Consider the following 22,937-nt stretch of genomic DNA (forward strand, 5'->3'; position numbering starts at 1 on the left):
CACAGGTCAAATTGGTAAGACCACTTACGGGGTAGCGTCCGTCCTGACCGGCTTGGTCGCCTTCGAGAAATCTCTTTCGAACAGGTAACGAATTGCGCTGGACAAGCGCGCCGGTTCTTCCTATAAGACGCCCCCGCACGCTGCGGCGCCCAGGTAGCTCAGTTGGTAGAGCAGGGGACTGAAAATCCCCGTGTCGGCGGTTCGACTCCGTCCCTGGGCACCATTTTTCTTTTGCCGATTAAGCCATTGGTGGCGGATCAGGCAAAGCCAACCCGTCCGGTCTGGATCTGGTACAGCCGCGAAGGAAATTATTCCTCGCCTGCCAAGCCATTGAAATCTCTATTTTCTATGATGTCGATTTTCGCTGTGCCAGCACAGTCGAGGCGACAGTGTGAGCCCCTGCGGGCGGCGCATCCCACGCGGCATCCTGCAATCCGTTGCCGATGCACAGGACACCATTGCCCGACTCATTCGCGCCCGCAACAAGGACGCCAAGCCTTTGGCGTGGCCCAAGCCCATCGATCCCATCTTGCCAAAAATCGATCGATTGTCCGCGCTGTCTGAATGACCCGCTGCGAAGAAACAAGCGGGACTCCATTCACAAAAACGCGATTCAGGCGTCACTGTTTGAAGGCAATGCTTAGGGCGCTCCCAGCAAAGCCGCGGACCCACCGCTATTGCAAGCTTTTGTTCGCTTCAGGCTGCCCGTTTTCCTGTGGGAATGACGGACACCATTACGGACACCGCATCAAGCGCCTGGGTCCGGAGAAGCTCACGATGCGACTTCGGAAAGGAATGACGGATCATGAAGAGGTTCCTGTTTTTCATCATCCTGGCTTTGCTGCCCAACATCGCCGCAGCCGACACCATGACCTCCAGCGACATCATCAACACCTTGAAAAGGAACAACATGGATGTTCTCATCCCAATGTATGAGAAAGGCATTCTGGTTCTCGATAGCAAGAACACCACCGTCAATGCCATGAAATTGGTTAGAAACTATGCAGCCTTTGCGGATGCCGAAGCCAAAAACGCAAAATTCTGGTACCGCGGCATGCCGACCCAACAGGCAAATGACTTTATCAACAGCAATTACTCGAGACTGGGGTTGCCGGAGAAATCCTTCGTTGGGATTGCCCCACGATTTTCCTACGTGATGCAATATGTCACCAATTCGGATCCTGGTGTTGTTTTTGAATTTGGCACGGACAGCGAAGGATGGCTTTACAAGCAGTGGTCTGTTGACCATCCCTGCCAAATCAAAGCAGAAGGCGGTGGTACTTACGGCCTCGGCCCCAGCGGTACCTATGCTTCCTGCAACAACGGCCCCAACGCCTATAAGCCGAAGATCGATAACTTGGGTGGCATGTTCAATGCTTGGCTGGCCAACAATACGATAACAGCCAAGGTCGTCTACGTCCTGGCCAACCGCAAATTGTAATACGTCCGCGCGGGCAAGAGCGGGGCACTCCCCTGCGCCACGATGACCAGATTGAGGCCGGCACGCTGAAGCGCTCACTTTTCTCCCAAAGATGCGGATCGGATCGCGGGCGCAGTACCGAACGCTCCCGCCTGGCGGACAAGCCGCCGATCCTGAAATGGGCCTTCAGCGGCCGCGACCGGCCGAAGCCGACGCGCAGGCTCCCAGCAACCACTCCCGGAACGCCACCAGCGGCGGGTGATGCGCCCGTGACGAGGGGTGGACGAGGTGATAGGCGCGGTCCGGGTTCCGGTAGGGCTGGTCCAGCGCCGGGACCAGCGCCCCGTCCCGCATTTCCGCCTGCACCAGCAATGTCGGCAGCAACGCCACACCCAGCCCGGTGATCGCCGCCTGGGCGGTGGTGGAGAATTGTTCGAAGAACATGCCGGCGCCCTCATGCCGCTCGATGCTCTGGGCGGCGAACCACTCCTTCCACGCCTCGGGGCGGCTGGTGGTGTGCAGCAGCGGCAGCGCCACGAGGTCCGACGCCGTGCGGATCGGATGGGCGGCCAGGAAGGACGGGGCGCAGAGCGGCAGCACCTCCTCCTCCATCAGCCGCTCGCACACCGCCCCCGGCCAGTCGGCGGCGCCGAAATGGATGGCGGCGTCAAGATCCTCCGACCGGAAGTCGAAGGGCTCCATCTTCGTCATGAAATGGATGATGATTTGCGGGTGCGCCGCCTGGAAGGCGGGCAGGCGCGGCACCAGCCAGCGCGTGCCGAAGGTCGGCAGAACGGCCAGCTTCAGCACGCCCCCCTGCGGCGCGGTCATGACCCTGAGCGTCGCCGCCCCCACGCGGTGCAGCGCCTCCCGCACCTCCGCCGCGTAGGACTCGCCGGCCGGGGTCAGGGTCACGCGCTGGTCGCGGCGCACGAACAGCGGGACGCCGAGCTGGTCCTCCAGCGCCTTGATCTGACGGCTGACGGCGCCCTGGGTCAGCGCCAGCTCCTGCGCCGCGGCGGTGAAGCTGCCGGCGCGCGCCGCCGCCTCGAAGGCGGAGAGCGCGCTCATGGACGGGAGAAGGCGGCGTTGCAGACCCATGGGTCATGACTATAGCTCATGACCTGGGGAAAGAAAGTCGGTTGCGCGGGGCGGGGCCTGCCGCCAGATTGAGGAGGATTTGAACGCCCAGCCGAGGAACGAGCGCGCCATGAAGACCGGAGGCCAGTTGATCGTCGAGGCGCTGGAGGCGCAGGGCGTCGAGCGCGTGTTCTGCGTGCCGGGCGAAAGCTATCTCGCCGTGCTGGACGCGCTGCACGACTCCTCGATCCGCACGATCAACGCCCGCCACGAGAGCGGCGCCGCCATGATGGCGGAGGCCGAGGGCAAGCTGACCGGCCGGCCGGGCATCTGTTTCGTCACTCGCGGCCCCGGCGCCACCAATGCCGCGCCGGGCGTCCATGTGGCGCAGCAGGACTCCACCCCGATGATCCTGTTCATCGGCCAGATCGAGCGCGGCATGCGCGGGCGCGACGCCTTCCAGGAGGTCGACTACACGCTCATGTTCGGCGGCATGGCCAAGTGGGTCGCCGAGATCGACAGCGCCGACCGCGTGCCGGAGATGGTCAGCCGCGCCTTCCACACCGCGCTCGCCGGCCGGCCCGGCCCGGTCGTCCTGGTGCTGCCGGAGGACATGCTGGTGGAAACGGCGGACGTCGCCGTCGCCCGCCCGGCCCAGCCGGTGGACAGCGCCCCGACCCCCGCCCAGGTCGCCGAGGTCGGGCGCCTGCTCGCCGGGGCGAAGCGCCCGCTGGTGATCGCCGGCGGGTCGCGCTGGACCGAGGACGCGGTGGCCTCGCTGCGCGTCTTCGCCGAGACCTTCGCGCTGCCGGTGGCCGTCACCTTCCGCCGCCAGATGCTGTTCGACCACACGCACCCGAACTACGCGGGCGACATCGGGCTGGGCATCAACCCGAAGCTGGTCGCCCTGGTGAAGGACGCCGACGTGATCCTGCTGCTCGGCGGCCGCTTCTCCGAGGTGCCGTCGCAGAGCTACGGGCTGCTCGGCATCCCGGAGACCGGCAAGACGCTGATCCACGTTCATCCGGGGCCGGAGGAGCTGGGCCGCGTCTACAACCCCGACCTCGCCATCAACGCCACGCCGGGGGGCTTCCTCGACGCCGTGGCCGGGCTGGAGGCGCCGGCCTCCCCCGCCTGGGCCGGTCGGGCCGAGGCCGCGCACGCCGCCTACACCGCCTGGAGCGAGCCGCCGGCCACCATCCCCGGCGACGTCCAGATGGGCGCCGTCATGTCCTGGCTGCGCGACACCCTGCCCGACGACGCCATCCTGACCAACGGCGCCGGCAACTACGCCACCTGGATTCACCGCTTCTGGCGCTTCCGCCGCTACGGCACGCAGGCGGCGCCGGTCTGCGGCTCGATGGGCTACGGCCTGCCCGCCGCCGTCGCGGCCAAGCTGCTCCACCCGGAGCGGGACGTGGTCTGCTTCGCCGGCGACGGCTGCTTCCAGATGACCGGGCTGGAGTTCGGCACCGCCGTGCAGGAAGGCGCCAACCTCATCGTGCTGGTCATCGACAACGGCATGTACGGCACCATCCGCATGCACCAGGAGCGGGATTATCCGGGTCGCGTGTCCGGCACCGCCCTGACCAACCCGGACTTCGCCGCTCTTGCCCGCGCCTATGGCGGCCATGGCGAGACGGTGGAGCGGACGGAGGAGTTCGCCCCGGCCTTCGAGCGCGCCCGCGCCTCCGGCCGGCCGGCCATCCTGCACGTCAGGCTCGACCCCGAAGCCCTGACGCCGAACCGCAGCCTGTCCGACATCCGCGCCGCCGGGCGCCAGCGCTGACTTTCCACCGGTTGCCTTACACCGAGGACCTTTTCCATGCAGCACCGCGACCTTCTCTCCCGCCTCGGCCTTGAGCTTCCCGCCGACGGGGCCGGCCTGTCCGTCCGCTCGCCCATCGACGGCGCCGCGCTGGGCGTGGCGCCGGTCACCCCGGCGTCGGAGATTCCGGAGGTGGCCGCCCGCGCCCAGCGCGCCTTTGAGGCGTGGCGCTCCGTCCCGGCGCCGCGCCGCGGCGAGCTGGTCCGTCTGCTGGGCGAGGAGCTGCGCGACGCCAAGGAGGATCTCGGCCGTCTCGTCACGCTGGAGATGGGCAAGATCGTCCAGGAGGGCCTGGGCGAGGTCCAGGAGATGATCGACATCTGCGACTTCGCGGTCGGCCTGTCCCGCCAGCTCTACGGCCTGACCATCGCGTCGGAGCGTCCGGGCCACGCGATGCGCGAGACCTGGCACCCGATGGGCCCCTGCGCGGTGATCTCCGCCTTCAACTTCCCGGTCGCGGTCTGGGCCTGGAACGCCGCCCTGGCTCTGGTCTGCGGCGACCCGGTGATCTGGAAGCCGTCGGAGAAGACCCCGCTGACCGCGCTCGCCTGCCAGCGCATCTTCGAGCGCGCGGTGACCCGCTTCGGCGACGCCCCGGCGGATCTGCTGCAGGTCGTCAACGGCGGGCGCGACGTCGGCGAGGCGCTGGTCGCCAGCCCGCTGGTCCCCATCGTGTCGGCCACCGGCTCGACCCGCATGGGCCGCGAGGTCGCGCTGAAGGTGGCGGAGCGCTTCGCCCGCCCGATTCTGGAGCTGGGCGGCAACAACGCCATGATCGTGGCGCCGTCGGCCGACCTCGACATGGCGGTGCGCGCCATCGTCTTCTCGGCGGTGGGCACCTGCGGCCAGCGCTGCACCACGCTGCGCCGCCTGATCGTCCACAAGGACGTGCGCGACACGCTGCTGCCGCGCCTGAAGGCCGCCTACGCCTCCGTTCCCATCGGCAACCCGCTGGAGTCCGGCGTGCTGGTCGGTCCGCTCAACGACAAGGGCGCCTATGAGGGCATGCAGCGCGCGCTGGAGCAGGCCAAGGCCGACGGCGGCGTGGTGACCGGCGGCGGCCGCGCGCTCGCCGACCAGTATCCGAACGCCTGGTACGTGCAGCCGGCCATCGTCGAGATGCCGGGCCAGACCGACATCGTCCGCCATGAGACCTTCGCCCCGATCCTCTACGTCCTGACCTACGAGACGCTGGAGGAGGCCATCGCGCTGCAGAACGCGGTGCCGCAGGGCCTGTCCTCCTGCATCTTCACCACCGACATCCGCGAGGCCGAGAGCTTCCTGTCGGCGTCGGGCAGCGACTGCGGCATCGCCAACGTCAACATCGGCCCGTCGGGCGCGGAAATCGGCGGCGCCTTCGGCGGCGAGAAGGAGACGGGCGGCGGGCGCGAGTCCGGGTCCGACGCCTGGAAGGGCTACATGCGCCGCCAGACGGCCACGGTGAATTATTCCCGCTCGCTGCCGCTGGCCCAGGGGATCAAGTTCGAGATCGCCGGCTGATCCGCAACCGGCTTGAAAAAAGCCGGCGTGCAAGACATCGGCTCACAAGAAGAAGGCCGCCCGTTTCATSGGGCGGCCTTTTCTCGTTGGAAGGTCAGAAGGCTTCGCGCGGAAGCCGCCTTGCGGGTCGATCGGGGGAGGTGTTGCGGCGCAGGTGCTCGGCAATGGGGGTGAGCTGTGCCAGAACCTGCTCGTGGGTCAGGCGGTCCCGGCGCAACACGGCCTGGACCACGGGATCGTTCAACAGTTCGGCAACGCGGCAGCGCCACGTCTGCTTGGGCAGTCCGTTCATTGCTGTTCTCGTTGCTTGTGGGTTGAAGAAACGCCGGCCCTCACCGGCAGGCGTACGGTACGCGGAGCATGTTACAGTTCGACGCGTACGGCCCGTGATATTTAGGGTACCTGAACGTCCTGTGTACGTGCCTCCGGCATAGGGAAAACGGGGGCCATTCAGGCCCCCTTGGCCGCCGCCTCGCGCGCCCGCACCTGCTCGCGGTGGAAGATGTAGATGCCGCTGGCGACGATCACCACACCGCCGGCGAGGGTCGAGGCGCTGGGCGACTCCCCGAAGACCAGCAGGCCGTAGAACACCGCCCAGATCAGCGTCGTGTAGCCGAAGGGCGCCACCGTCGCCGCGTCCGCCGCCGTATAGGCGCGGATCAGGCAGTAATGGCTGCACGCCCCGAGCACGCCGAGCATGATCATCAGCGCCGCCCCCGTCAGGTCCGGCGTCACCCAGCCGAAGGGCAGCAGCAGCCCGCAGAGCACCGTCCCCGCCATGCTGGTGTAGAAGAAGGTCGTCAGGGTGGAATCGCCGCCGCGCAACAGCCGGGTGACGATCTGGTACAGCGCGTTGCACAGCGCGGCGGCCAGCGGCAGCAGGATCGCCCACTGGAAGACGACGCTGGCCGGGCCGATGATGATCATCGCCCCGATGAAGCAGCCCAGCACGCCCAGACCGCGCCGCCAGCCCACTTTCTCCTTGAGCAGCGGAACGGACAGGACGGTGACCAACACCGGCGCCACATTGGCGATGGCCGCCACGTCCACGAAGGGCAGCGTCTTGTAGGACACCGCCACCAGCAGCGTCAGCACCGCCAGCAGGGCGGAGCGGAGGATCTGAATCCCCGGGCGCTTGGCGATCAGGTGGCTGGGGGAGTTCACCGCCACCACGACGAAGGCGATGGCCAGATGCACCGCGAAACGCGCCCAGGCGACCTCGGCGAAGGGGTAGGTCTGCACCAGAAAGCGCAGGGTCGCGTCCTGCGTCACGAACAGAAGCGTGGTGAGCAGCATCCAGGCGATGCCGGCCCGCCCGGAGGAGTTGGCGGACAGGGCCTTTGCGGTGACGGTCATCGGGCGGCGCTCATGGGCGGGGCGGTTCCTTCCTGTGGCGCTCCGGCCTTCTGCCGGACCGGCGCGCCACACCCTGCGCCCACGGGGCCGGACGGTCAAATGCGATACTGGTATATCAGTACCGACCGTCGGTTGCGGCCGCGCCGCTCTGCACGTCCACCTGGACGGTCACCGGCCCGGCCTTCTCGAAGGTCAGGGTCAGCGGGAACGCTTTCCCCGGAGCCAGCGGCTGCTTCAGGCCGAACAGCATGACGTGCAGGCCACCGGGCTGCAGCGCCGTCGGCGAGCCGGGTGACACCTCGATGGCGTCGACCTGACGCATCTTCATGACGCCGTTGTCCATGAGGTGGGTGTGCAGCTCCGCCTTGTCGGCGACGGGCGTGCTGGCCGACAGCAGGCGGTCGCTGTCCGGGCCGTGGGTGCTGAGCACCATGTAGGCCGAACCGTTCGGGGCCGAGGGCGCCGTGGCGCGCGCCCAGGGATGTTCGATGTCGACCGGCCCGGCCTTGAAACCATGGGCCAGGGCGGTGCCGGCGGTCAGGGTGATCAGCGCGGCGAGCGCCAGGGCGTGCTTCTTCATGATGACGGAGTCCTGCAAAGAGAATGATGAATCGAAAGGTCGCTTGGTCGGGGCAGGACGCGTCATCGGCGGGGCACGGGCGTTCGGACGGAAGATGCTCCGGCGGCGGAGCTTGCAGGTTCGGAGGGGAAGCGCGCGCAGCGCAGCGGTCAGGCGCGGCGGCGGAACGGCGACATCCGCCGGGATCAGCATCGCCGGTGGCGCGCAGCCGAGTTGGCAGCCCAGGCAATGTTCCAGATCATGCTTGGGCTGATCGGGCACGGCGGGCATCCGGTCCGAAGCCCCATCCGGTCCGCACATCGACGACGCCCAGAAGGACTGCGCCAGACCGGCGGAGAGCATGGCGACCGCCTGCCCCGGCACCTGGACCAGGATCAGCAGAAGAACGGCGGCCAGCGCCGCGGCCAGCCCGGTTCGCCAGCAGGACGGATGCCGGCGGGACGGACACGGGCGCGCCGCAAGCGCGGCGCCGCCTTCCTCGCGATGCCCACTCACCCTTCCCCTCTTCCCGCAACGGAGAGGGGAGGCCGATGGCCGTGCTGACGTTGCCCCGATCAACCGCTTCCCATTCCACCCACAGGACGGATGACCGGTTGTAGGCGATGTGCGTGGAGCTTGTCGAGTTGCCGCCGTTCACGCCGGTTCGCCCACCGCCGCAACGTCAGGCCGAATCCTCATCCAGCATACAACGAACCGTGATCTGCAGCGTGTCCACGCCGACCGGCTTGCTGAGCATCCGCGTGCCCGCCCCCAGGCTGTCCGCTTCGAGAGCGGCGTAATGCGCGTAGCCGGTCACGAACAGCACCTTCAGCCCAGGGCGAAGCCCGCGCGCAAGGGTCGCCAGATCCCGGCCGGTCATTCCGGGCAGCCCGACGTCGGTGACCAGAAGGTCGATCGCCGCGTCCGACTCCAGGATTTGGACCGCCGACTGGGGGGTGGCCGCTTGCAGGACGTGGTATCCCTGACCTTCCAGCGCCTCGACCCACAGCATCAGGACGAGGGCCTCATCCTCGACCACCAGGATGGATTCATCGTTGTGGGACGGGTCCTGCGACGGCGCGTTCGCAGCGGGGGCCGAGCTGTCGGCACCGGCTATGCCATCGTGCTGCGGCAGGTACAGGCTGACGGTGGTGCCGCGACCGGGCTTCGACCGGATGGCCGCGTGTCCACCCGACTGACGGGCGAAGCCGTAGAGTTGGCTCAGACCGAGGCCGGTGCCCTGGCCGATCGGCTTCGTCGTGAAGAACGGTTCGAACGCCCGCTCCAGGACGGCCGGCGGCATGCCGGTTCCGGAATCGGTGATGCGGAGCAGGACGTACCGGCCTGGAAGGATGTCCCCCTGCGGGTCGGAGACGGTCTCGTCCAGAACGGCGTTGCTCGTCTCGATACGGAGGCTCCCGCCGTCCGGCATGGCGTCGCGGGCGTTGATGGCCAGGTTGAGCAGAGCGCTTTCGACCTGATTGGGATCCGCCCAGGTCCGCCAAAGCCCGTCGGCCAACAGCGTCTCCACCTGGATCGATTCGCCGACGGACCGCTGGAGCAGGCCGCTCATGGCGGTGACCAGGGCGTTCATGTCCAGGCTTTGCGGCGTCAGCGGCTGGCGCCGGGCGAAGGCCAGAAGATGCCGGGTGAGTGCTGCGGCCCGGTCGCCCGCCGTGACGGCCATGGCGACGTGCCGCAGCAGCGGATCGTCGGCACGCAGCATGCGCTGCAGCATGTGCAGGTTGCCGAGCATGACCTGCAGCAGGTTGTTGAAGTCGTGGGCGATCCCGCCGGTGAGCTGGCCGACGGCCTCCATCTTCTGCGCCTGCTGCAATGCCTCCTCGGCCTTCTGGCGCTCCCGCATTTCGGTCTGCAGGGACCGGGTCCGCTCCGCCACCCGCCGTTCCAACGCGTCGTTGGCCCGCTCGATGTCGTCCAGGAGCGTTCGGGTGCGGTATTGGCGCTGGCGGGTCCGCACCGCCGACTGCGCCGCGCTCTGCAAGGCTTCGGCGTGCAGGGGCGGGTCCAGCAGCGTGACGTTGCCGAGCCGCTGGAACTGGGCCCATCGCGCCTTGCTGGCCGAACGGTTGCCGCGCGCCGTGAGCACCAGGACCGGCAGGTCCGACCAGGGCGGCTGCGCCTCCAGGCAGGCGATCAAAGGCTCCATTCCCGCACCCAGCGCGCCTTCGGAGAGGATCAGGGCGGTGACCTCCCTCGCCAAGCCGTCGCACACGGCCGACAGATCGGCACAGACCTGCGTGATCAGGCCCACCTCGTCCAGCACGAGGCGGATGACCTCCGCGTCCCGGCCATGCGGGGCGAGCAGAAGGATCGGGGCGTCCATGCGCTGCCGTCAGCCCGTCCCGCTCTGCCCACGCAGCAACGGGGCCGCCGACCCGTCATAGCTGGGCACGCCGGTGAGAACGCCCTGGAATTCCAGAAGCTGCGGGCCGACCTGCATGCCGTCGGGGAACAGCCGGAACTCGCGGATCGCCAGCTCGTGAACCCCGGTGCGCTTCTTGACCACCGAGATCGCCTTGCGCACCTCACCCGCCGCCTCGAAGAAGCGCAGCAGCACCACGGTGTCGCTCATGAAGGACAGGTCCACCGGATTCTGGATGTCGCCGACGATGCCCTGCTGGGCCAGGATCAGAATGGTGACGACGCCCTGGTTGTTCAGATAGGTCAGCAGCTCATGCATCTGCAGGATGAGCGCCTTTTCCTCCGGCATGGTGCTGAGATACGAATTGAGGCTGTCGATCACCACGACGCGCGCCTTCTGGTCCTCCACCTGGCGGCGGACCTGCCAGACGAACTGGCCCGGCGACAGGCGCGACGGGTTCGCCCGCTCCCAGCCCAGCTCGCCCTTGCGCACCGCCTCCTCGATGTCGATGCCGAGCGCGGTGCTGCGCAGCGCCAGGGTTTCGAAGGATTCGTCGAAGGAGAAATAGGCGGCGTGCTCGCCTCGGCCCACCGCCGCCATGACATATTGCAGGGCGAGGGACGATTTGCCGACGCCCGAGGGGCCGACGAGCATCGTCGTCGTGCCGCGCGTCAAACCGCCGCCCATCAGCTCGTCCAGCCCGCTCAGGCTGCTCGACACGGCGGTCGGCTCGAACTCCGTCTTGTGCTCGTCCGCGATCAGGCTCGGGAAGATCAGCACGTTGCCGGGCGTGATGGCGAAATCGTGCCAGCCGCTCTGGTATTCCGAGCCGCGCATCTTGGCGATCCGCAGGCGCCGCCGCGCCGCGCCATAGGAACGCTCGATCTGCTCCAGGCTGACCACGCCATGCATCAGGCTGTGCAGTTCCATGGAGCCGGTCTGGCTGGTCAGGTCGTCCAGCGCCAGCGTGGTGCAGTGGCGGCCTTGCAGGAACTGCTTCAACGCCAGGATCTGCCGACGGTAGCGGAGCTGGTCCTGGGCGAGCAGGCGCAGCTCGGACAGGGAATCGATCACCACGAGGTCCGGCTTGTCGGCTTCGATCCGTTCGGTGATCAGGCGCATGGTTTCGCCCAGTTCGACCTCGGACGGATAGAGCACGCTCTGCTGGCGGTCGAGCTGCGCCTCCAGCGGAACGAGTTCGAAGATCCCGATGTCGTCCAGCGACCAGCCGTGGCTGGCGGCCGAGGCGCGAAGCTCCGTCTCGGTTTCCGACAGGGTCACGTAAAGGCCACGCCTGCCGTCCCGCAGACCCTTCAACAGGAATTGAAGAGCCATGGTCGTCTTGCCGGTTCCCGGCGCGCCTTCCAGAAGATGAAGCCGCGCGCGCGGCAGGCCGCCCCGTAGAATCAGGTCGAATTCTGGAATTCCGGTCAGGATCTTGTCCGTCTTGGTCGGCTCCGACACCCAGGTCTCCTCTTGGTCTGGCCCGCTGGCAACACCTTGCGCCACGCGTTGCCTTGATGGCGAACGGCCCGAACGCCCGGACGGACAAAGCCGCAGCCTGGAGAACATCCGCCCGTCACGGGCGGGGCTCCGTCACCATCAACCCAATGCCGGTGTTCCTGTTCCTTTGTGCCTTCCGGATGCCGACGGCCGGGGATGCTTGCGCTCCACCGCGGGGTACCGCGAGTTTGAGCGGTCACCGCTCGGACGACGCATCGACGTACCTCGCACCGCCCTTACCGGCCCGCCCCCAGCACGCGGCGACGCTTGGGGTCCGGACCCAGTGAACGGATGAAGGGCGGCAGCCCGCCGGCGGAGCGCGTGTTGAAGGCCGCCTTCGGCGTGTCCTCCTCCGCCCTCTCCTCCGCAACCGTCTCCGCGGGGGTGTCCGGCTTGCGGAACCCGCGGGCGATCCACAGGGCGAACGCACCGCACAGCAGAAGCAGCAGCGGCGGCATGGCGGCGCCCAGGCCCCAGGGCCACAGGACCTCCGCCCGGCGTGCCCAGCGCTCCGCCCAGAAACGGTCGGCGATCCGCCGCACGCGCTCCTCGCCGAGGTCCGGCGGGGCGGCCAGGCTGGTGCCGTCGGGGAAGTCCGTCCGGGCCACGACGCCCCGCCTCACCCCGTCCTCCACCACCGCCTCGTCGGCGGCGTAATGCTGCGGCAGAAAGGCGTCCCTTGCGTCCGAATAGGCGTAGAGACCGGCGAAAGGGTGGCGCCCGTGCAGATCGGCGGCGGCGAAGGCGGCGACCACCGTCCCCCACAGCAGGGCGACAGCCAGCCAGCCCCGCCACAGCCCCTTGCTCCAATTCATCTCCCGTCTCCCTCTTCCCCAAGGAGGCGGACACGCTAAAGACCCGGCCCGCGGGCGGCCAGGGTCAAAAACCGGCCTTTCGCAATCAGGCTTTCCGGGATCAGGCCGCAGGTTTCAGCAATTCGCGCAGGATGTGCGGGGTGATCGGCTTGTGGACGAGGCGGAAGCCGGCACCGCGGATTTCGGTGATGCGTTCGGGCGCGGTGTCGCCGGTCAGCACCACGGCGGGGATGCGGACGCCGCAGACGCCGTGGATGTCGCGGATCGCCTCCACCCCCGTCCGCCCCTCGCGCAGGCGGTAATCGGCGATGATGAGGTCCGGCAGGCGGCCCAGCCCGTGCAGCAGGTCCACCGCCTCTTCCGCCGAGACCGCGGCCACCACCTCGTAGCCCCACTGCTCCAGCAGGGTGCGCAGGCTGAGCAGCACGATGGCCTCGTCGTCGATGACCACGACCAGCCCTTGCCCGTCGTCGTTGGCCCGGTCCGGCCCGCTGCGGCGCAGGATGGCGCGGGCCCGCACGGAGGGAAGCTCCACCGAGAAGACGCTGCCCCGTCCGGGCCGCGAGCGCAGGGCGATCATGTGGCCGAGCAATCCGGCCAGCCGTTTTACGATGGCGAGGCCGAGACCCAGGCCCTTGGCGCGGTCGCGCTCCTGGTTGCCGATCTGGAAGAACTCCTCGAAGACGGCCTGCTGCAGGTCCTCCGGCACGCCGACGCCGCTGTCGGCCACCTCGATGCGCAGCGTGCCGTTGCCGCGCCGGCAGCCGACCACGACGCCGCCCCGCTCGGTGTAGCGCAGCGCGTTCTCGATCAGGTTGCGCAGGATGCGTTCCAGCAGCATCGGGTCGGTGCGCGCCCACAGCGAGGTCGGCACGACCCGCAGCCGCAGCCCCTGCCCGTCCGCCCGCGGCCCGTATTCCGCGGCCAGACGGTCGAGCAGCGGACCGACCGCGCATTCGGTGACGCTGGGCTCCACCGCCCCGGCGTCGAGCCGCGACACGTCGAGAAGACCGTCGAGCAGGAGCTTCAGCGCGTCCAGCGAATGGCCCATGCTGGTCACCAGCTCGTGGCTGGGATGGCCATGCAGCTTGTCGCCCAGCACCTGCGCGAAGAAATAAAGCGACTGCACGGGCTGGCGCAGGTCGTGACTGGCCGCCGCCAGGAACTGGGTTTTCGCCCGCTCCGCCTTCTCCGCGCGGTTCTTCTCCCGCCGGGCCTCGTCCGCCGCGGTCAGGGCGTGCTCCATCGCCTGCTCCGCCGCGTCCTTGGCGGCGAGCAGCGCCTCCTCCGCCGTCCTGCGGGCGGTGATGTCGCGCACGATGCCGGTGAAGCGCACCTCGCCGTCGGCCTTCCATTCGGCGACCGACAGTTCCAGCGGGAACACCGACCCGTCCTTGCGCTGACCCGTCACCTCGCGCCCGATGCCGATGATCCGGCGCTCCCCGGTGCGGTGGTAGCGCTTCAAGTATCCGTCGTGCGCGCTGCGGTCGGGATCGGGCATCAGCATGCTGACGTTGCGGCCCATCACCTCCTCCGCGGCGTAGCCGAAGATCCGTTCGGCGGCGCGGTTGAAGCCATGCAGGGTGCCGGCCCGGTCGATGACCACGATGGCGTCCACCGCCGTGTCCACGATGGAACGGTAGCGCGCCTCCGCATGGGCGGCGGATTCGCTGGCGCCGACCAGCGCGGCGCTGGCTTCGGCGAGGACGCGGTGAAGCTCGTCGATCTCGCGCACCGGTACACCGCCGTCGTAGCGGATGGCGCGCCCCTCCATCAGGCTGCCGCCATGGGCGGCCAACTCGCGCACGGGATGGGCGAGCCGCCGCGCGAAGACCGCTGCCGACGCCAGCGAGACGCCCAGCAGGACCAAGCCCAGCCCCAGCGCCAGAACCACCGTGCGGTTCAGCGGGTTGAGCACGGCTTCCGTGGGCGTCGCCGCCACCAGGGTCCAGTCGGCGCGCTGCGCGTGGTGGAAGGCGCCGATGATCTCCACCCCGTCCAGGGTGGCGCCGCGGTAGTTGCCGGTGTCGGCCGTGCCGCGCGCCGCCAGGAACCAATCCGGCACCGCCCGCCCCAGATATTCCGCATGATCGCGCGACCGCGCGGCGATGCGGTTCCGGCCGTCGATGATTGCGGCGATCAGTCCGGAGCGGGTCTCGAAACCCTCCAGCAGATTGCTCCAGGTCCGCGGATCGACCACCGCCGACAGGACGTAGCGCAGGCTGCCGTCGCGCAGAACCGGCACCATCACGGCGATCGTCGGGCGCTCCGCCGCCGTCGCGGTCACCAGATCGGACACCGCCGGCTGGCGGGTCGCGATCAGCCGTTGCAGCGCGTCGCGCTGGGGCACGTCCGGCAGCGGGGCGCCGAGCTTGACCGCCGTATTGACGATCTGCCGCCCCGACGGGTCGACCAGCGCTATGTTGGTCCAGGACGGATGCTGCGTCAGCGCCAGCGTCGCCCGCTCATAGAAGCCGGCGGGATCGTCGGCGGCCAGCGCATCCGCGCGGGACAGCGCCCGCAGAGCATCGATGGTCGCCTCCAACTCCCGGTCCACGATCAGGGCCAGCGCCTCCGCCGTGTCGGACATGTTGTCTTCGACGGCTTCCCGCTGCTGCTGCACCAGCCATCCGATAAGCATGCCGCCAAGCAGGAGCATCGGCACCAGCGTCACCAGCACAAGCCTCAGCAGGTACCCGTGCAGAGTCATCGGTTGCTGACGGGATACCGTCTTCAGCGGCATGGATGGACAATCCGAAAGGTTCGAGGCACGAACATATTATCGCATCTTGCTCCGCCCTTTCGTGCTTCGCCACCGGAATCTGAAACGATGGGATAAGGCTGATTATATAGGCGTTACCCTGTTGGAATGTTGAAGGGCCTGCCAAGCTTTCGCTCCACCCCCTCGACCTCGTCCACAGTCATGAGAGCGCATGACTTCTCTGGTTGAATTTTTCGTATGTGGCCGCTTATTGAAAACTATAGGACGTTGTCCTTCACATACCCTGGTATGAGGAGCGATGGTGGGACGATCCTTTTGGAAGCTCTTTGATGCGGTCGGTGTCGTCTGAGCCCGGGGTTGCACCGGAACCAACTCGACTTGCGGGTTGTCCTCAACGGCGGACGCCAGGTCGGGCACCGGGGTGGAACCCGGGGCCGGACGCGCCGGGACCGCCGGCGTCATCGGAGCGACGAGAGCCATCGCCTGCTGACGGCGAGCGGTTTCCGCCTCCTTCTCCTTCTGGCGACGGCGATGGGCAATCTCGCGGACGCGGATCTGCTGTTCCTGGCGCAGGGCCAGGGCCAGCCGGCGCAGCGCCGCCGTTCCGCCGGTCACCGACGTCTGACCGGCGGCGGCGCGGAAGTCTCCGATCGTGGGAAAGCGCCGGTAGCCGGACCGGAAGGAAGACCAGACGCCGCGGAAACCAGCAATCCATTCCTCGGCTGGCCAGCCGGCCATCTCGAGAACATCGGCCTCCAGCACGTCGGCGTCCGGAAGCTCCAGGCCGAAGCGGGCTGCCAGCTTCTCGATGCCGGTCAGCACATTCTCCACGCCGATGGCCGGGCAGACGGTCTCAAGGGCGGATTCCACCCGCTCGGCCAGCGCCCCGATCTCCTCCGGCGCGCAGTCCGCGATCTCGAAACGCAGGTCGGCGCGCTCAAGTCGGGCGAGCGAGGCGATCGCGCAGGGCAGAGAGGACGCCGGCGTTGCGGGCAGCCACGCCATGTCCGGCGTCTGCGGGGCGACGCTGACGGGAAGGCTCGGACGGTTGGCGATCAGGGCTGTGACGGTCATTCTGGTCGCTCCGGTTGGAGGGGTGGCGGAAAACGGTTGCAAAGGGAACCACGGTGCCTTCGGGCTTTTCATCGGCTGGCGCCGTTGCGGGGGCGACCAGCTCGCGGGCCACCCATTTGCGCCAGGCGCCGGACGGGTCGGCCGGGCTGTAGCCGTTGCGGATGTTGGCCTTGCGGCACCAGGACACGAACTTGCGGGTCACCGTGGCCGGATCGACCTCCGGGCGGGTGTCCGCGGCCCAGGCCAGATCGGCGGCGTCCGGCTGCCAGTCTTCAGCGAGGGCGTCCCGGTTCCTGATGCCCGAAGGCCCAACCGATCCCCCCGCCCGGAAGGAGGAGGAGTTTTGAGATTCAGGATTCAGGGGATTCCCTGTCCTTAGGAGTCCGTCAGCCGGCTGACCGGTGGAGTCGGCCGGCCGACCGGAAGAGTCGGTGTCCTGCACACCCGCCAGGGCGTAGACCATCCCGCGGAAACCGCGTTCGCGGCGGGCTTCCACCAGGGAGAGGTCCGGCGCCTGCAGCTTCGTCAGCACGGCGGACAGCCAGGGACGGCTCCTGCCGAGTTCGGCGGCCAGCTCGTCCTGGACCAGGCCGGTGCAGACGCCGGCGGAATCCGCACGCGCGTAGAGGCCGGAGAGCACCGCGATTTCCGCGGCTCCCACGCCAGGCGCAGCGATCCATCGCCGGTACAAGGTCGTGTACGGAGTCATTGTCTTCCCATGATCCAGCGCTTCGATCCCGGCGGAAGACAAAGCGGGAGCGTCAGTGGAATCCGCGATTCCACTTGGTTTTCCGGACCTACCCTGGCATCATGAAGTCGCCAAACCGCTGATGCGGGGTCCGGTTCTCCCGGTCTTCCATCGGTTTTCGACACTTCGGTGTGCACGAGGGCACAGGTCGCCAAACCTGTGCCCTTTGTGTTTCCGGAGGTCGTGTCCTCCGTTACGTCATCGTCGCCTCCTTATCGTCGCCTTCTTCGGCGTGTCGCGGCTGTTCGGAGCCGCAGGTCAAATCCATGGCCCGAAAACCATGATCCAAAAGCTACCGGTTCGGGCTTCGGTGAGCCCGTTACGCAAGATGTTGTCGTGGCCCCAACAGGCTGTCCACGATTCAAATGCGTGCGTCGGAATCGCTCCGGTTGCGCCGATGCGGGGGCGTGGAGTCAGTGGAATCAAGGCTTTGAGCCCCCTGGGGCGGTGGCTGGGACCGGCTGGGTGTCGCCGTTCTGCCGAGAAACCGGGTGGAAAACGTCGCCGTTCTGCCGAAAGATTCCAGCGCACGGGGCGGCGCGCCGGGACGTCGGAGTCCGCCGGATGTCGCCGTTCTGCCGAATAATCTGGGCTGTGGCCCCTCGGTGACTCCGGGAATCGACCGAGAATCGGACTCCGACTCGCGCAACCGAGTGTCGCCGTTCTGCCAATGTGCTCCTCCCGCAGCGGCCTCCGGACCCCGAGGAGTCCAGAAAGAGTCAGGGAATCCAAGCCTTTCAGCGCCATTTTCCGGCTTGTCGGGAGTCCGGACCGTCAGAACGCGGACGCTTTCGGCAGGGCAGCGCCCCGGCGGGGCACAGCGTCCGGGGAAACTGGCAGAACGGCGACATTCGTCCGCACGGTCACAGCGTCGTTTCCGGCCGGTGAGGAATCTTTCGGCAGAATGGCGACGTTTGCGCCTGCGCTGTGGAACATGCCGGGCGTATCGGGAATCAATACCGTAACCGCCAGCGGCGGGGCCGGGGAGATTGGGTGCATGGACGACCACAAGACCGACCAGGAAAACGCCGAACTGCTGGACCGCCCGGTTCAGCTGGCGCTGCGGCTGGATTCGCCGTTGCGCGGCGACGTGAACAACGACCGGGCGCTGATGGCCTATTCGCTGTTCGGCCTGTCCAAGGACAAGGTGGAAAGCCTTCCCACCTACGACGACGGCAAGGTGAAGATCGAGGTGCGCGCCCCGCGCGACGTCGGCGTTGCGACGATCTGGGACAAGTCGGTGCTGATCTACGCCGTCTCGCTGCTGCGCGAGAAGATGGCGGAGGGCAAGATGGGGCCGGAGGTGGGGAAGCTGCACTTCACCACCAGCGACCTCCAGCGCATCGTCGGGAAGACCGCCGGGGGCAGCGCCTACGACAAGATCGAAGGGGCGCTGGAACGGCTCCAGGGCACCCAGATCAAGACCAACCTGGAGGCCGGGGGCGAGGGCGAGAGCGGCGCCTTCTCCTGGATTTCCGATTACAAGCTGCTCTACCGCCGCGGCAAGAAGGACGGCGAGCGGCAAGTCCGCGGCTTGACCCTGGTCCTGTCGAACTGGGTGGTGCGCGCGGCGCTGGGCAACAACCTGCTGACCTATTCGGAAGACTACTTCGCGCTGAAGCCTATCGAGAAACGGCTCTACGAGATCGCCCGCGCCCATCTGGGCCACGGCAACGCCTTCTGGATGGCGCTGGAGCCGCTGCGCAAGCGGGTCGGCTCCGACAACGACCTGCGCAAGTTCAAGAACGCGCTCGGCCCCGTGCTCCAGGCCGACCGCATTCCCGGCTACGGCGTGCGCATCGTCGAAACCGCGGAGTACAAGGAGCTGATGACGGCGCGCGGCGCCACCATCGCCCGCGTGCTGAACGCCGATCTGCCGGTCATCTTCTGGCGCAAGGACGCCGGCGAGCCGGAAAGCTGGATCGACATTCCCAGGGTCGAGTTCGACGAGGTGGTCTGACCCCCCTCCCCTTCCCTACTCATCGAGCAGCCGATCGCGGAAGGTGCGGGCGGCGTGGCTCAACCCGCGCTCGCGGTGGCGCAGCAGGCGGAAGGGACGCTCGGGCAGCGGAAAGGGAACGCGGTGCAGGTGGCCGGCCGCCAGCGCGCCGCGGGCCACCAGATCCGACAGGGCGGTGGCCCCCGCCCCGGCCATGACCGCCGACAGCACCGCTTCGTTCGACGGCAGTTCCAGCGCCACCGGCAACTCCTCCGGCGCCCTGCCCTGCCCGCGCAACGCCTCCTCGAATTCGGAGCGGGTGCCCGACCCGGCCTCCCGCAGGACCCAGGAGGAGCGGTGCAGCTCCTCCGCCGGAAGATCGCCCCGCCCGCGCCAGGGGTGATGGTTGCCCACCAGCAGCAGCAGGCGGTCACCGGGCAGCCGGTCCTGGTCGAGCAGCGGGTCCGTCACCTCCCCTTCCACCAACCCCAGATCGGCGGCGCCGTCCCGCACCGCCTTGGCGACCTGGGCGGTGTTGGCGGCCTTCACCGCGACGTCGACGTCCGGATAGCGCTGGTGGAACGCCACGAGCCGTTCGGGCAGCCAATAGCCGGTGATGGTCTGGCTGGCGTGGATGGCGATGCGCCCGCGCTTCAGCGCCGACAGGTCGGCCAGCATGCGCTCCGCCGCCTCGGCGCGGGCGAGCACCGCGACGGCTTCGCCCAGGAACAGGCGCCCGGCCTCCGTCAGCTCGATGCGGCGGCCCACCCGGTCGAACAGGCGGACGGCGTGCCGTGCCTCAAGACTGGAAACGGCTGCGCTGACCGCGGACTGCGTCAGGTTCAGGGCGGCGGCGGCCCGCGTCACATGCTGCTGCGTGGCCACCGCCACGAAGATGCGGAGCTGTTCGAGAGTCATCCGGCCCCTTGTCCCTTCAAACGTTCGGTTCTATCGAACGATTCGTCAATTATAATCCGTTGGAACGAATGGTCCAGAGGGCGCAGCTTCCCGGCATGGAAATCGAGGACGTCATGCCGAACCACGCTGTTTCATCGCCCCGCCCGACCCTGGGCGCCCTGTTGCCGGGGATTCTGCTCTGCTCCGGCGTGAGCGGCGCGGCACTGGCCCTGCAAAGCCTGGAGGTGCGGGTCTTCGGACAGGCTTGGTTGGAGGCGCTGGTCCTGGCGATCCTGCTCGGGGTGGCCCTGCGCAGCGTCTGGGCACCGGGGCGGCGCTGGAAGGCGGGGACGGATTTCAGCGCCAAGACCCTGCTGGAGGTCGCGGTGCTCCTGCTGGGCGCCTCCATCGATCCGGAGACGATTCTGGCGGCCGGGCCGGGGCTGGTGGCGGGGATCGCCGGGGTGGTCGCCCTGGCCCTGGCGGTCAGCTACGGCATCGGGCGCCTGCTGGGATTGCCGCCGCGCATGGCGGTGCTGGTCGCCTGCGGCAATTCGATCTGCGGCAACTCGGCCATCGCGGCGACGGCGCCGGTGATCGGGGCCCACGGCGACGACGTGGCCGCGGCCATCGCCTTCACGGCGGTGCTGGGTGTTCTGGTGGTGCTGGGGCTGCCTTTGCTGGTGCCGCTGCTCGGCCTCACCCCCATGCAGTATGGCGTGTTCGCCGGGCTGACCGTCTACGCGGTGCCGCAGATCCTGGCGGCGACGGCGCCGGTCGGCGCGCTGAGCGTCCAGGTCGGGACGCTGGTGAAGCTGCTGCGCGTGCTGATGCTGGGGCCGGTGGTGGTGGGGCTGGCCCTGATGGCGAAGCCGGAAGGGGCTGCTCGGGAAGGGGGCGCCAAGATTCGCCCCCCGCTGCGCCGGCTGGTGCCGTGGTTCATCCTCGGCTTCCTGGCGCTGGCCGGGCTGCGGGCGGCGGGGCTGATCCCGGAGGCCGCCCTGGCGGCCAGCCAGACCGCGGCGGGCGTCCTGACGGTGCTGTCGATGGCCGCCTTGGGGCTGGGGGTGGATGTACGGATGCTGTCACGGGCGGGGCTGCGCGTCACCGCGGCGGTGGTGCTGTCGCTGGCCGCACTGGGCGCCATCGGGCTGGGTCTGATCCGCCTGCTGGGAATCATGTGAGCGTGGAGGACGGGGCGTCGGGGTGGCAGCGCTTGCAGGGGCGGAAGCCCGCCGCCTGGGCCGTCGTGGCGTCCGGGTGGAACGCGACGTTCTCCCGCTTGGCCCGTCGCGATGGACAGGACGGCCGGCAATAGACGCCGGTGGTGCGCACCGCGTAGACGAAGCGCCCGTCACCATCCCGCTCCCGGCGCATCACCGCGCTCCACATCGCGTCCTCGTCCATGGCGTCCTCCCGATCCTGAAGCCGGGATCGTCGCGGATGCCGCGACGGAGGGCCACCCGTTTCCTGCGCCACGCAAAAAGACGGCCGGCAGAGGTTCTGCCGGCCGCGAGGTTCGGGGAGGGAGGGACGCGAAGCGGGGGAGCCTTACTTCTGGATGCCGATGACCTGCTGCTGGGCCTTGTTGCCGATGCCGGCGGAAAGGTTGGAGACGGTGCCGAGGTTCTGGTTGAACAGGGCGCCCGGCGCGCCGAACTGCATGGCCTTGACCTGCTGCTGGGCGGTGTTGCCGATGCCGACCGCGCTGTTGCTGACGGTGCCGGCGTTGCTGTTGAAGCCGCCCAGAGCGAAGGGCGCCTTCACCCCGCCGCCCATCCCGCCCGTCTGGACGCCGAAGACCTGCTGCTTGGCCTTGTTGCCGACCCCGGCGGCGAGGTTGGAAACGTTGCCCAGGTTGGAGGCGGTGCCGAAGGGGCCGGCCAGACCGCCACCGGCCTGCACGCCCATCACCTGCTGTTGCGCCTTGTTCTGGATACCCGCGGCGGTGTTGGAGATGACGCCCAGGTTGCTGGCGTTGCCGAGCGGGATGCCGCCGGTCATCAGGTCGCCGGCGAAGGCCGGGGCAAAGGAGGCGGCGGAGCCCAGGACGGCGACGGCGGCGGCGATCAGGGTGGTGCGGCGCATGGTGTGGTTTCCTTCCGGTGTCTGGGGAGTTGGCTTCTGGGGTGTCTGCCGGTTCCGTCTGCGTCGGGGCCCGGCCTGTTCGATGACCAGACACTACGCCCCGCCGCCCTCCCCCGCTGTGGCCTGCGCCACACTGTGAGACAGCTTTTCCGAAAGGCTCTTTCTTCCGCCCGAACCGTTGAGGCACGGGGGATTTCCTGTACGATCCTCCGACGCCTTTTCCGGCACCCGCCCCTGTTCCGTGCGGGGCCACCACAACGATGCGAGACGGCGCAATGCTTCAGACACCCGACCGGCTGGACCCGGAGGTCGTGATCTTCGATTTCGACGGCGTCATCATCGACTCCGTGCCCACCAAGAACGGCGGCTTCGCCATCCTCTACGGCATCGACGATGCGGAGACCGAGGAGCGGATGCGCCAGACGATCTGGCGCAACGGCGGCCTCAGCCGCTTCAAGATGCTGGCGATCCTGGAGCGGGAAATGTTCGGGCGCGACCCCGGCCCGGCGGAGATCGACGATTTGGCCCGCCGCTACGCCGAGATCGTCGATCCGCGCGTTCCCGACTGCGCGCTGATCGCCGGCGCGGAGACGGTGCTGGACCGGCTGGACGGCACGCCCTGCCACCTCGTCTCGGGCACGCCGCACGACGTGCTGATGGGCACTGTGCGCGCCAAGGGGCTGGAGCGGCATTTCCGCAGCATCACCGGCTCCCCCAACGTGAAGGCGGAAGTCTTCGCGCGCATCGTCGCGGAGGGTGGGCACGATCCGGCGCGGGCGCTCGCCATCGGCGATTCCCTGACCGAGTTGGAGGCCGCCCGCAAGGCCGGCACGGGCTTCGTCGGGGTGGTGTCGGAAGGGCTTCCGAACCCCTTCCCGCCCGACGTTACGGTGGTCGGCGACCTGCACGGGCTCGCTCACCGACTCTGAGCGGCGGATTTGCGGTAAAAGGTCGCATCGGGGTATTGTTTATGGAGCCAACAATCCATAAATGATTATGGCATCCTATGACGAAAGGGAGGT

19 protein-coding genes and 1 tRNA gene are annotated in these 22,937 nt (G+C 68.3%); 7 read left to right on the plus strand and 13 right to left on the minus strand.

The window, feature by feature from the left end:
- Nucleotides 1-147 precede the first annotated feature (147 nt).
- A tRNA-Phe gene (locus tag AC1DVI_RS17565) sits at nucleotides 148-223 on the plus strand.
- A gap of 582 nt (nucleotides 224-805) precedes the next feature.
- Nucleotides 806-1,441 (plus strand): hypothetical protein, encoded by a 636-nt coding sequence (locus AC1DVI_RS17570; protein ID WP_476959051.1) that lies wholly within the window; start codon nucleotides 806-808, stop codon nucleotides 1,439-1,441.
- Between the two features lie 165 nt (nucleotides 1,442-1,606).
- On the opposite strand, the gene gcvA is transcribed toward AC1DVI_RS17570, so the two are convergent.
- Nucleotides 1,607-2,521: a transcriptional regulator GcvA gene (gene gcvA, locus AC1DVI_RS17575; protein WP_476959052.1), complete on the minus strand. Its 915-nt coding sequence runs from the start codon at nucleotides 2,519-2,521 to the stop codon at nucleotides 1,607-1,609.
- A 109-nt stretch (nucleotides 2,522-2,630) separates the two neighbouring features.
- On the opposite strand from gcvA, the gene AC1DVI_RS17580 reads away from it, so the two are divergent.
- Both AC1DVI_RS17580 and amaB read left to right on the plus strand, forming a co-directional pair.
- The gene (locus tag AC1DVI_RS17580; RefSeq protein WP_476959053.1) at nucleotides 2,631-4,289 is read left to right on the plus strand and encodes a thiamine pyrophosphate-binding protein; all 1,659 of its coding nucleotides are present in this window, start codon (nucleotides 2,631-2,633) and stop codon (nucleotides 4,287-4,289) included.
- 36 nt (nucleotides 4,290-4,325) lie between these two features.
- Nucleotides 4,326-5,828: an L-piperidine-6-carboxylate dehydrogenase gene (gene amaB, locus AC1DVI_RS17585; RefSeq protein ID WP_476959054.1), complete on the plus strand. Its 1,503-nt coding sequence runs from the start codon at nucleotides 4,326-4,328 to the stop codon at nucleotides 5,826-5,828.
- A 94-nt stretch (nucleotides 5,829-5,922) separates the two neighbouring features.
- Here the strand turns inward: amaB and AC1DVI_RS17590 are convergent, their stop codons facing one another.
- The 9 genes from AC1DVI_RS17590 to AC1DVI_RS17630 all read right to left on the minus strand — a co-directional run bounded on the left by AC1DVI_RS17590 (nucleotide 5,923) and on the right by AC1DVI_RS17630 (nucleotide 16,952).
- Complete coding sequence (locus tag AC1DVI_RS17590) at nucleotides 5,923-6,120, minus strand: hypothetical protein (RefSeq protein ID WP_145626275.1); 198 nt, start codon at nucleotides 6,118-6,120, stop codon at nucleotides 5,923-5,925.
- A gap of 158 nt (nucleotides 6,121-6,278) precedes the next feature.
- Nucleotides 6,279-7,184: a DMT family transporter gene (locus AC1DVI_RS17595; RefSeq protein ID WP_476959055.1), complete on the minus strand. Its 906-nt coding sequence runs from the start codon at nucleotides 7,182-7,184 to the stop codon at nucleotides 6,279-6,281.
- 115 nt (nucleotides 7,185-7,299) lie between these two features.
- Complete coding sequence (locus AC1DVI_RS17600) at nucleotides 7,300-8,259, minus strand: copper chaperone PCu(A)C domain-containing protein (protein WP_476959056.1); 960 nt, start codon at nucleotides 8,257-8,259, stop codon at nucleotides 7,300-7,302.
- A gap of 166 nt (nucleotides 8,260-8,425) precedes the next feature.
- Entirely contained in the window at nucleotides 8,426-10,090 is a 1,665-nt protein-coding gene (locus AC1DVI_RS17605; RefSeq protein WP_476959057.1) for an ATP-binding protein, read from the minus strand.
- A 9-nt stretch (nucleotides 10,091-10,099) separates the two neighbouring features.
- Nucleotides 10,100-11,593 (minus strand): ATPase domain-containing protein, encoded by a 1,494-nt coding sequence (locus AC1DVI_RS17610; RefSeq protein ID WP_476959058.1) that lies wholly within the window; start codon nucleotides 11,591-11,593, stop codon nucleotides 10,100-10,102.
- A gap of 275 nt (nucleotides 11,594-11,868) precedes the next feature.
- On the minus strand, nucleotides 11,869-12,447 hold the full coding sequence (locus AC1DVI_RS17615; protein ID WP_476959059.1) for a hypothetical protein: 579 nt from the start codon (nucleotides 12,445-12,447) through the stop codon (nucleotides 11,869-11,871).
- A gap of 100 nt (nucleotides 12,448-12,547) precedes the next feature.
- The gene (locus AC1DVI_RS17620; protein ID WP_476959060.1) at nucleotides 12,548-15,190 is read right to left on the minus strand and encodes a PAS domain S-box protein; all 2,643 of its coding nucleotides are present in this window, start codon (nucleotides 15,188-15,190) and stop codon (nucleotides 12,548-12,550) included.
- Nucleotides 15,191-15,292: 102 nt separating this feature from the next.
- Nucleotides 15,293-16,225: a hypothetical protein gene (locus AC1DVI_RS17625; RefSeq protein ID WP_476959118.1), complete on the minus strand. Its 933-nt coding sequence runs from the start codon at nucleotides 16,223-16,225 to the stop codon at nucleotides 15,293-15,295.
- Nucleotides 16,107-16,952 carry a hypothetical protein gene (locus AC1DVI_RS17630; protein WP_476959061.1) on the minus strand — a complete coding sequence of 282 codons (846 nt, stop codon included), beginning with the start codon at nucleotides 16,950-16,952 and terminating at the stop codon, nucleotides 16,107-16,109. The genes AC1DVI_RS17625 and AC1DVI_RS17630 overlap by 119 nt, the downstream gene beginning before the upstream one ends.
- Before the next feature lie 1,036 nt (nucleotides 16,953-17,988).
- Here AC1DVI_RS17630 and AC1DVI_RS17635 point away from each other — a divergent pair.
- Nucleotides 17,989-18,951 (plus strand): replication initiator protein A, encoded by a 963-nt coding sequence (locus tag AC1DVI_RS17635; protein WP_145626265.1) that lies wholly within the window; start codon nucleotides 17,989-17,991, stop codon nucleotides 18,949-18,951.
- A 15-nt stretch (nucleotides 18,952-18,966) separates the two neighbouring features.
- On the opposite strand, the gene AC1DVI_RS17640 is transcribed toward AC1DVI_RS17635, so the two are convergent.
- Nucleotides 18,967-19,848 (minus strand): LysR substrate-binding domain-containing protein, encoded by an 882-nt coding sequence (locus AC1DVI_RS17640; protein WP_476959062.1) that lies wholly within the window; start codon nucleotides 19,846-19,848, stop codon nucleotides 18,967-18,969.
- Between the two features lie 68 nt (nucleotides 19,849-19,916).
- Here AC1DVI_RS17640 and AC1DVI_RS17645 point away from each other — a divergent pair, with 68 nt between their 5' ends.
- Nucleotides 19,917-21,011 (plus strand): YeiH family protein, encoded by a 1,095-nt coding sequence (locus tag AC1DVI_RS17645; RefSeq protein WP_476959063.1) that lies wholly within the window; start codon nucleotides 19,917-19,919, stop codon nucleotides 21,009-21,011.
- Here the strand turns inward: AC1DVI_RS17645 and AC1DVI_RS17650 are convergent.
- Both AC1DVI_RS17650 and AC1DVI_RS17655 read right to left on the minus strand, forming a co-directional pair.
- Nucleotides 21,004-21,234, minus strand: a complete 231-nt coding sequence (locus AC1DVI_RS17650; protein ID WP_476959064.1) for an Ada metal-binding domain-containing protein — start codon at nucleotides 21,232-21,234, stop codon at nucleotides 21,004-21,006. The two genes, AC1DVI_RS17645 and AC1DVI_RS17650, sit on opposite strands and share 8 nt — an antisense overlap.
- A gap of 144 nt (nucleotides 21,235-21,378) precedes the next feature.
- Entirely contained in the window at nucleotides 21,379-21,915 is a 537-nt protein-coding gene (locus AC1DVI_RS17655; protein WP_476959065.1) for a hypothetical protein, read from the minus strand.
- A gap of 275 nt (nucleotides 21,916-22,190) precedes the next feature.
- Between AC1DVI_RS17655 and AC1DVI_RS17660 the strand changes: the two genes are divergently transcribed.
- Nucleotides 22,191-22,844 carry an HAD family hydrolase gene (locus AC1DVI_RS17660; RefSeq protein WP_476959066.1) on the plus strand — a complete coding sequence of 218 codons (654 nt, stop codon included), beginning with the start codon at nucleotides 22,191-22,193 and terminating at the stop codon, nucleotides 22,842-22,844.
- Nucleotides 22,845-22,937 lie beyond the last annotated feature (93 nt).

It is taken from the genome of Azospirillum sp. P4_B5 (genome assembly GCF_056402275.1).